Below are 8,787 nucleotides of genomic sequence, written 5' to 3' on the forward strand. Positions count from 1 at the left end.
TTACTTGAACGGGTTAATTGGAAATCAGAGACAAGCTGCCTGAGTATAATTACTCACTACAAAAGTGACATACTCCCTAGGAGACTAGGAGACGGAGTTAGCGTAGGGCTAGGATCGGAATTAGATGATGTTTGGTTTACCAGATAAAAATATAATTTTCCGTCTTGTTGTACAATTTTGCCGTTTTGAAAATTCTGTGCCGGCCATCCATTTTCATTCACAAATCGATCAGAAGTAGGATAGCCCCAGTCATGTTGGGTATTAACTGCACCTTGGTAAGCATTCCAAAAGTCACCGCCAACCCAAAAAGAATTATCGTTAGCACCAGACTTCATAATTGCCCCAGAACCTTCAGAACCCCCTGAAAATTCTTGAAGATAGCCATTTCCCGTTCCCGCAGGATGCACATTACCAGTGGCAGAACCCAAAGCCGAAGCCCCACCATTGCGGTTGAAAGTATTAACGTAAGTTTGATGGGTGTTAGTACCGTCGTAACCAACTGTTTTGTCTAAACTCGGAGATTCGTTAAAGCGATAAGCTTTCGCCCCAGATTGAGCAGTCCAATAAATATATCCCCCTTCAAAATCAATACGTTGTCCATCTTTCCAGTCTTCTTTTCCTTTTGTCGGAAAGCCTAACCAGCCGTTAGAACCACCTTTTTGATTGTAAGTATCAGCGAAATCATGCCACAGTGCGATCGCCCCTGATTTAGCAGTCCAGAAGATATGACCATCATCGTAATTTTGACCGTAGCCCTTTGTTCCATATGGTGAATCAGCCGCCGGCCAATAGCCAGTATTAAGAGATCCTAATAACCCTTGATAACGTACATACTCAGCAGCGATGGATTTCTCCCAAGGTAATTCATTATTTTTGAAAGCTCTTGCCCCTTCCTTTTCTGTCCAATAAATGTATCCCCCTTCAAAATCAATACGTTGCCCACCTTCCCAATCCCATTTTCCTTTAGTCGGGAAGCCTAACCAGCCGTTAGAACCGCCGTTTTGATTGTAAGTATTAGCGAAGCCATACCACAGTGCGATCGCCCCAGATTGAGCAGTCCAGAAGACATGGCCATAATCGTAATTTTGACCGTAGCCCTTTGTTCCATTTGGTGAATCAGCAGCCGGCCAATAGCCAGTAGTAGGAGATCCTAATAACCCTTGATAACGTGCATACTCAGCATCAATTGCTTTCTTGTAAGCAGGTTCACCATTCAGAGTCAACTCGTAACTCGCGTAACCAGTTGTGTCAGTAGAATTGACCCGAACATAATAATATCCAGGCTGCAAAAATCCATTGATAGAAGCTGCTGAAGATGAATCGCCGCGACCACTTGCCAAAATCTGATTGTTAGCATTCATCAATTCCACACTCACGACAGGAGTTATACCCTGACTATCGCTAGATGATGTGGCTATCAACTTATCTAATTTCAAGCTGACATTCCCAGGTTCGTCTAACTTAAACCGATAGTAATCGTAGACATCTGCTTTGGTATCAACTAATCCTTTGACAGTTTTGCTGCCATTCAAAACACCAATATCTTGAGCCGCTGAGGGAGAATTTCCTGCTGTTTCCGGCTTAGTATCGACATTAAGATTGTACTTTGTCTGGTTGACGCGATCGTCTGAGTTCACAACAACATAATAAGTACCAGGACTTAAAGACCGAGAAATCTTTTTGCTATTCGCATCCTGATTCGCCCACTGTAAACCCTCACCGTAATCTATTTTTCCATTACCGTTAACATCTTTAGCTAAATAGAATTTTGCCTTTGCATTATCTCCGCTCAACAGGATGTCAACATCAGATATTTTATCCAGAGTAAACCGATAATAATCCTCACGGTCAAGATTTCCACCAATGCTGCTCCCAACCGCCTTGTGGTCTATGCCATCACCCAAGTCAGCCGAAGCAAATATAACTTGGGAAGTTGGGATTGAGTAATTGCCATCCGGGTCACCTAGAGGAATTGCCGACAATTTCAAGTCATATTCACCACCATCATAACCTTCGGGCTTGTGAACGACCACGTAATAAGTTCCCGGTTTGAGAGTCTCGCTAAACTCTGGAACAACACCGGGAGTAGTACCTGAAAGAATATCAATATGTGTAGATGTGTCGCTGTTTATCTTCCAGTCTTTGAACAAATAAAACCCTGTATTTCCCATCTTTCCACTCAAAGCAAAATTAACTTTACTTTCCGTGGTAATATCGAATTTGTAGTAATCTGAGCGGTCATTTTTATCAATAACATCCTGAAAAGTTTTCGTGCCAATTAAATTCCCAATATTACGAGCCATATCCGGTGAATTTCCGGCATAATCTGGAGACAATTTATCGGGTATGGGTACCACAGTAACCTTCGTAACCCCGCCACCGCCATAGCTATACCAACTTGCTTGACCCGAAGGCTGCACCGTCAAATACCCATTCTTGTAATAGTGATTAACAACCCCACTACTCACCACAGTCTTATCAAATGCCCCAGCAGACGCAGGAACTTTCCCTTGTCCGGGTTGTGGCGCATTGGGAGTAAAAGTGCCATTCAACGTATAAGGTCGTACCAGCGTCTGCTGAGCCGAATTCCAATCAGGTTCTCGCCAGTAATCCCAGGGAGTTTTCACTTCAATCTCATAGCGCCCTTTATTCAGATCGACTTCCAACCATCCATCGGAGTTAGCAGGAACCCCACCAAAGCCACCAATTTGTACTGGTCTATCTTCAGAACCGATAAATTTATTAATGTTCAGTTCCATTTTACCGTTGGGAGAATTCAAATTTATCCTGAATTTTCCCGACTCATTCACTTCAAACCCATACTTAGCAACCCCGCTGTTGAAATCTGTATTGTTATAAGTGACCTGACCTGATAAATTCTTTAACTCAGAGACAGTCGGCCCTGAGAACACCGCAGTTTGGCTGTCCTCAAACGACTTATAGGGCTGAGTTCTGTACTGTACATTCCCAGCAAAACTCGCAACTCGATCGGCACTAAACTGAGTTGATATGCTGTAATCTTTTAAAGTAGACCCAACGCCGCCGACTTTGAGATAGTACGTCCCCGGATCGTAGAAATCGCCGCCTGAAAAAGAAGTCTGTCCCTCCGTTCCTACAAACATATTAACAGAACCCCCTTTATGGAAGCGATGAGACGCAGAACTACCGTCAGCTTTGATGATGGTTACGTTCGGGGGACCGGGAACTCCTGAAACAGGGTTGAGACTGGTGAAATTCCACGTTACATAACCAGGCTCATTTACCGTAAACTGATAATATTTTTGAGGCTGATTCGCGTCAACCCGATCGATATAGCAATCCTAAATCATTATCAAAACTATGATACAATTATATGCAATACTTAATTGTGACCATAAAAAAATGAATAACTTACAACTGCAACAAAAAGATAGAGAAAAAGAAATAGCCCAATTAGAATCTTTCATTAAAAGCGATATCGATGCCAGAGAACTAAAACGAGCAATAGCTGTAAAAATGGCGACCTCAGGTATTATCTACCATGAGATTAGCAGAATTTTAGGTGTAAGTAATTTTTTTATTGGTTATTGGAAAAAACAATTTAAAACCAAAGGCATCGCAGGAATCAAACTAGGACATAAAGGGTCAAAAGGGTATTTAACAGCTCGACAAAATACTGAAGTAATCGAGTGGCTAAAGAATAAAGAATATTGGAATTTAGATGAGTTAGTTACTTATTTAGAGCAAGAATTTGGTGTGATATATAAATCAAAACAGAGTTACTATGAACTTTTCAACCGGGCGAAAATTAGTTGGAAAAAAACTCAAAAAACCAATCCTAAATTTGATAAAGAACTGGTAAAAAAAAAGACGGAAGAAATTAACGATATTTTATTTAAAAACAAGTCATGTATAGAATCTGGGGAAATAATAGTATTGTTTTTAGATGAATGTCATCTACTTCATGGCGATCTGACTGGTTATGTTTGGGGTCAATCTAGAATCAGAATTGAAGTCCCAATTACCAATGAAAAAGATAGACAAACTTATTTTGGCGCACTCAATTATCAAAGCAAAGAATTCCATGTTCAAAGTTATCCATCTGGTGATGGAAAATCAACAGTTGAATTCATAAAATACTTACAAAATAAATATAAAAATCGCAAGATTATCTTGATTTGGGATGGAGCTAGTTATCATAAATATGGAGAATTTAGAGACTTTTTATTAGAACTAAATGGTGACAAAGAACCTGATAATTGGTCAATTACTTGTATTTTATTTGCTCCCAATGCGGACCAACAGAATCCCGTTGAAGATATTTGGTTACAAGCTAAAAACTTTTTAAGAAAGTATTGGTATTTATGTAAGTCTTTTAAGATTGTCAAATTTTTGTTTAAGTTTTTTACTAACGAACATAAATTTGATTTCCCCAAAATACGTCAATATACTTACACACAGAAAATTATTTAGGATTGCTCTAGATATAGAAAATCATTTAGGATTGCTATATCCGAGAAATTAGTTGATACTTGTACAGTAGCCGCTGCGATCGAATTTCCACCTTTAGCCGCCCGTTCCTCCGGCGTGACTATCCCTTCACCACTCCAAGTATCCGGCGTCACCCACGGAGTAGGCTGATAAACTTCCGGCTGCGTCTTCTTCGCCAAATCCACCGCCGCCAACGTATTCAAAAACCCAAAACCCGTCTCATCATCCCATCCGGGCGTCCCCAAATCCCTCGCCGCAGACTTCAAAATCTCCATCACTTGGCGATAGTTCAAAGCAGGATTTGCCGCCCAAACCAAAGAAGCCGCCCCCGCAACTTTAGCAGTCGCTACCGAAGTCCCCGCCATCGTGCCCAAATCATTTCCCACAGTCGATAAACCGGGGTGTTCAGTCGTGCCGCCATCCGCCAAAATATCCAAACCGAGCCCGTAACTAGAATAGTTCGATCGCCCGTTAATATCCCCAGCCCCAACAGTAAAAATATTGTCAAACTGAGAAGCTTGACCCAAAACCGACATCACACTGCCGTCGTTACCCGCCGCCACTACCAGCATTACCCCATTTTGCCGCGCATATTCGATCGCACTTCTTTCTTGCGGAGTCAACTCATAGCGCGTTGTCACACTCCCGTCGGGATTCTTCTGAGTCAAATCCAAACTGAGATTCGCGATCGCATTTTTCTGTCCAGAAGCCTTCGCAGCATCTACAAACTCTACCAAAGAATCAGCCCATCTCCCAGAATCGATCGCCCTTCCCACCCACTTCGGCGCAGTCTTATTAATCGCATCAATAATCCCCAACATAAAAGTACCGTGCTCGCTACCTTCCCCAGGCTTCAGCAACGGATTGTCATCCCCGCCCACATAATCGCGGCCCGTCTTGATATTCGCGTAATTCAAATAAGGACTATCCGCACTCACACCAGTATCAATCGACCCTACATAGGGCTGAGAAGCCAAAGGAAAATCTAGCAATTGACGGATTGCATTCGGATTGTTAGGATTCGGCGAATGCGGATCGACAGGAATTACAGCAATCGGCAAAGTCTCAAACGCACCGCCCGGATTGTAAGGAGTTTGAGTGGCAACCCCATCATGGTACAGACCCAGCGGGTCAAAATCAATCAGCGGCGGTAGATTGTTAGTTGGTGCTCCATTCGGGTCGATCGGGCAAACACCGCTATCAGCTAAGAAATTAGGTAAATGTAAATCTGACAGCGACAAAGAACTCACTAACTGATGCAGCGGGTCAAAATCTTGCAGCCAACCCCCAACACCCGCACTCGGAGTCACAATTTTTTCTAATATAAAAGTTTTTCGCCGTTTCCGGCTTTTCCCCTGCTGGGAATTGCCAAAACCTTGAGCCTGTTTGCGTTTTTTGCCACCAAAATTTAGCCAGCCCATAACTTTTACACCCTGATTAATATGAATTCGATCGCACGAACTTAATTAAATGTCTTCACACATTCAACCAAAACCCTTCCTTGACAAGGATTTTTAAGTAATCGTCAGAAATTTCTGTTTATTTGAGAATTTACGCAAACTTAACAAACTTCCTGCATTGGCGATCGCTTTACATCTGCCGCGCTTTGCTAACGGTCAGGCGGGCGATCGGACAAATACTTTGTTAATGCTTAGTTTTTATGATTTTTGCTTCTTCACACGATTATCATACACCCAAATTTTGTTGGCGATCGTAAAGTTTCGGTAAAGTTTTTTCGGTCAACTTAATTATGACTTACGCCTTGCGACGGGAAAGCAATCCCCGCCTCAAGCAAAACATCCGCTACACTAGGTTTCCCACGCAATGACAGTTAAAAAATGCGTAATTCCTAAAATAGTTAGAACAGATACTTGCTTTTTTTCTGCTTTCTGATAATATAATAACAACGTGAAATTTGGATTAAAGTCTAAAGCCCAAACAAATATCACTAAAGCTTCTTCACAAAATACTTTAATACCTCCCTGCTTGATTAAAACAGGGAAAAATTTAGCCTTGAAACTTTCCGTTTTCAGAAAGACTTAGGGCGACTCTAAATGCTCAAAAACCCAGCGGAGAAAACATACAAACACAATTGGGCGATCGATTCAAGACAATTCAAGAAGACTTACGCACAGTTTCCTCCAGTCGATCCGAAAGTCTAGATCCCCCTAAATCCCCCTTAAAAAGGGGGACTTTGAGTGAATTCTCTGTTCTCTCCGATGTTTTGCGAGACGAGTGAAACTCTTGTCCCCCCCTTCTTAAGGGGGGCTAGGGGGGATCGAGTTTCCGCCTAAAAACCGTAATTCCTTCTTCCTTCTTCCTTCTTCCTTCTGCCAAACCATGCAACTAAAATCAGCGGTGCAGTGGATACCTCATCCCGACGGTTATTGGATACTTCGCAATCCCGAAGACATTACCTGTCTGCAAGTTGACGACTTTGACAAACAGGTAATTTTGCAACTAAGTCAACAACCAGTAACTAATATTCTCGCTGAATATGACCTCGATTTAGAAGATGTGCAAAATCTTTTGAAAGACTTAGCACAAGCAGGAATGCTAGAAGGAAGCAAGCCGCCGAAAGCTAAATTCAACCTGCTATCCTTCACAATTCCCCTAGTCAATCCCGATGTTTGGTTATCGCGGCACATCGACAAATTTCGCTGGATGTGGACGTGGGAATTTGGCTTTTTTCTGTGCGCTTTCATCTCTTCATCCGTAGCAGTGTGGTTGGCTTCGGCTGCGGAAGTCGCCGCCTCGCACCAGCAGTTATTGACAGCGGGAAAAATTGACAATGCGATCGAAGTTGTCTTAATGACAATGCTAGTAATAGCGTTGCATGAACTAGGTCACGCTTTCACACTCAAACACTACGGTGGCATAGTTAAAGAAATTGGATTGTTGTTTATGTGTCTTATCCCCGGATGCTATACAGATACAACCGACCAATACAGTTTAGTCCGGCGGAAACAGCGAGTTTTAGTAGTAGCTGCGGGAGTATTGATCCAAGTAACAATTTGGGCAGTTGCTGTTTGGATATGGCTGTTATCTCAAGGGAATTTAGTTTGGCATCAAATTAGTTACTTGTTGATGGTGGCGGCATTGCTGACAGTGGCAATTAACTTGAATCCGTTGAATAGATTTGACGGTTATTATTTGTTAGTTGCTGCCACAGGGATTAACAATCTGCGACACAAATCTTTTAATTTTTATGTAGATTTGTTGCGAAGGGAGGAGATTGAAGCAGCAGTCGAAACGCGATGGGTTTTAGCAGTCTATGCGCCTTTGAGTATAGTTTATACTGTTTGGGCGTTTAGTTACTTAATGTCCTTGATTGGAAATTGGGTATTGTTAAATGTTCCGAGTTTTTAACCGCAGATGAATCACAGGCGAGACACCCGTGCCACGATTGCTCCCGTAGAAGATTATCTACTCCTTCCTTGTTCTTTATTCTTTTTCATTTGTGACAAGAGCGCTTACGCGCCTCGAAGCGGTTAAACAATACTAATTATTCAAAATGCAACTTTATTCTTGTAGGAGTTGAGCGAAATGAATGTTTATCAAAAGTTGGAAATTGTTGGCGGAAGTTTAAGTTTGGCAGTTGTTAGTCAATGTTTTTCTGTACAAGCTGCCACTCTAACTCAAACTTATACCGTGGATCTGGGTTCCCAGCCATTAAATAGTAGCACTAATGTGGTTTTGCCCAAGTTTAATTCGCTGTTAGGAACGCTATTAAGGGCTTATGTTACGGTTAAATCTACTGTTAATAACACTGTTAGCATTACTCCTTTGACTGGAGATTTTATGGGAACGGCGACGAGTAATGCAAGTATTGCTGTGAATATTCCGCTGTTAAAAGTTGACCCTAATTTGACTTTAAGTGTGTTAGCCAGTCCGCCGGAAACGAGGATTGCTAATGGCGCTACAGGAAGTGTTAGCGGTTCGGCTTCCGGTACTGTGTCAAAGAGTTATGATTCCCAGCAGTCTCTGAGTGCGTTAAGTGGATGCGATGGGGATACTTTTATCGCAGGTTTGGTGACAACGGGTTTTACTCAAATTCAGGGGAATCCTGTTAGGGGAAGTTTCGACGGTAAGGTTGCGGCTAACACTACAGTTAGTGCATTTTATGAGTATGAGCCTGTACCGGAACCGATGACTGCTGTTGGTACGTTTGTGGCTGCTGGAATGGGTTTGTGGTGGAAGAAAAGGGCGGCAAAAAAGGTGTAATATTAATTTGAAGGGCTCTCCTGAACTTATGGTTATAAGTTTATCTAATCAGAAAAGCAAGCTAATACGCGATTCCTAAAATTATTAAAATTA

General features: G+C 42.1%; 5 protein-coding genes. 3 read left to right on the forward strand and 2 right to left on the reverse strand.

What is annotated here, in order from left to right; translation table 11 throughout:
* Positions 1-56: 56 nt before the first annotated feature.
* Entirely contained in the window at positions 57-3,122 is a 3,066-nt protein-coding gene (locus QUA78_RS30755) for a hypothetical protein (protein ID WP_333306198.1), read from the reverse strand.
* 259 nt (positions 3,123-3,381) lie between these two features.
* Here QUA78_RS30755 and QUA78_RS30760 point away from each other — a divergent pair, with 259 nt between their 5' ends.
* The gene (locus QUA78_RS30760; protein ID WP_333399203.1) at positions 3,382-4,452 is read left to right on the forward strand and encodes an IS630 family transposase; all 1,071 of its coding nucleotides are present in this window, start codon (positions 3,382-3,384) and stop codon (positions 4,450-4,452) included.
* Here the strand turns inward: QUA78_RS30760 and QUA78_RS30765 are convergent.
* Positions 4,449-5,891, reverse strand: a complete 1,443-nt coding sequence (locus QUA78_RS30765) for a S8 family serine peptidase (RefSeq protein WP_333306194.1) — start codon at positions 5,889-5,891, stop codon at positions 4,449-4,451. The two genes, QUA78_RS30760 and QUA78_RS30765, sit on opposite strands and share 4 nt — an antisense overlap.
* A gap of 919 nt (positions 5,892-6,810) precedes the next feature.
* Here QUA78_RS30765 and QUA78_RS30770 point away from each other — a divergent pair.
* Complete coding sequence (locus tag QUA78_RS30770) at positions 6,811-7,839, forward strand: site-2 protease family protein (RefSeq protein WP_333306192.1); 1,029 nt, start codon at positions 6,811-6,813, stop codon at positions 7,837-7,839.
* A gap of 177 nt (positions 7,840-8,016) precedes the next feature.
* Complete coding sequence (locus QUA78_RS30775; protein ID WP_333306190.1) at positions 8,017-8,694, forward strand: PEP-CTERM sorting domain-containing protein; 678 nt, start codon at positions 8,017-8,019, stop codon at positions 8,692-8,694.
* Positions 8,695-8,787: the final 93 nt, after the last annotated feature.

The organism is Microcoleus sp. K4-B3, assembly GCF_036704615.1.
Classification (GTDB): domain Bacteria; phylum Cyanobacteriota; class Cyanobacteriia; order Cyanobacteriales; family Microcoleaceae; genus Microcoleus.

What these genes read in the sequence shown, in the direction of transcription:
- QUA78_RS30755 (WP_333306198.1), bottom strand. Translation starts at nt 3,122, where the DNA reads ATGTTTGTAGGAACGGAGGGACAGACTTCTTTTTCAGGCGGCGATTTC.
- QUA78_RS30760 (WP_333399203.1), top strand. Translation starts at nt 3,382, where the DNA reads ATGAATAACTTACAACTGCAACAAAAAGATAGAGAAAAAGAAATAGCC.
- QUA78_RS30765 (WP_333306194.1), bottom strand. Translation starts at nt 5,891, where the DNA reads ATGGGCTGGCTAAATTTTGGTGGCAAAAAACGCAAACAGGCTCAAGGT.
- QUA78_RS30770 (WP_333306192.1), top strand. Translation starts at nt 6,811, where the DNA reads ATGCAACTAAAATCAGCGGTGCAGTGGATACCTCATCCCGACGGTTAT.
- QUA78_RS30775 (WP_333306190.1), top strand. Translation starts at nt 8,017, where the DNA reads ATGAATGTTTATCAAAAGTTGGAAATTGTTGGCGGAAGTTTAAGTTTG.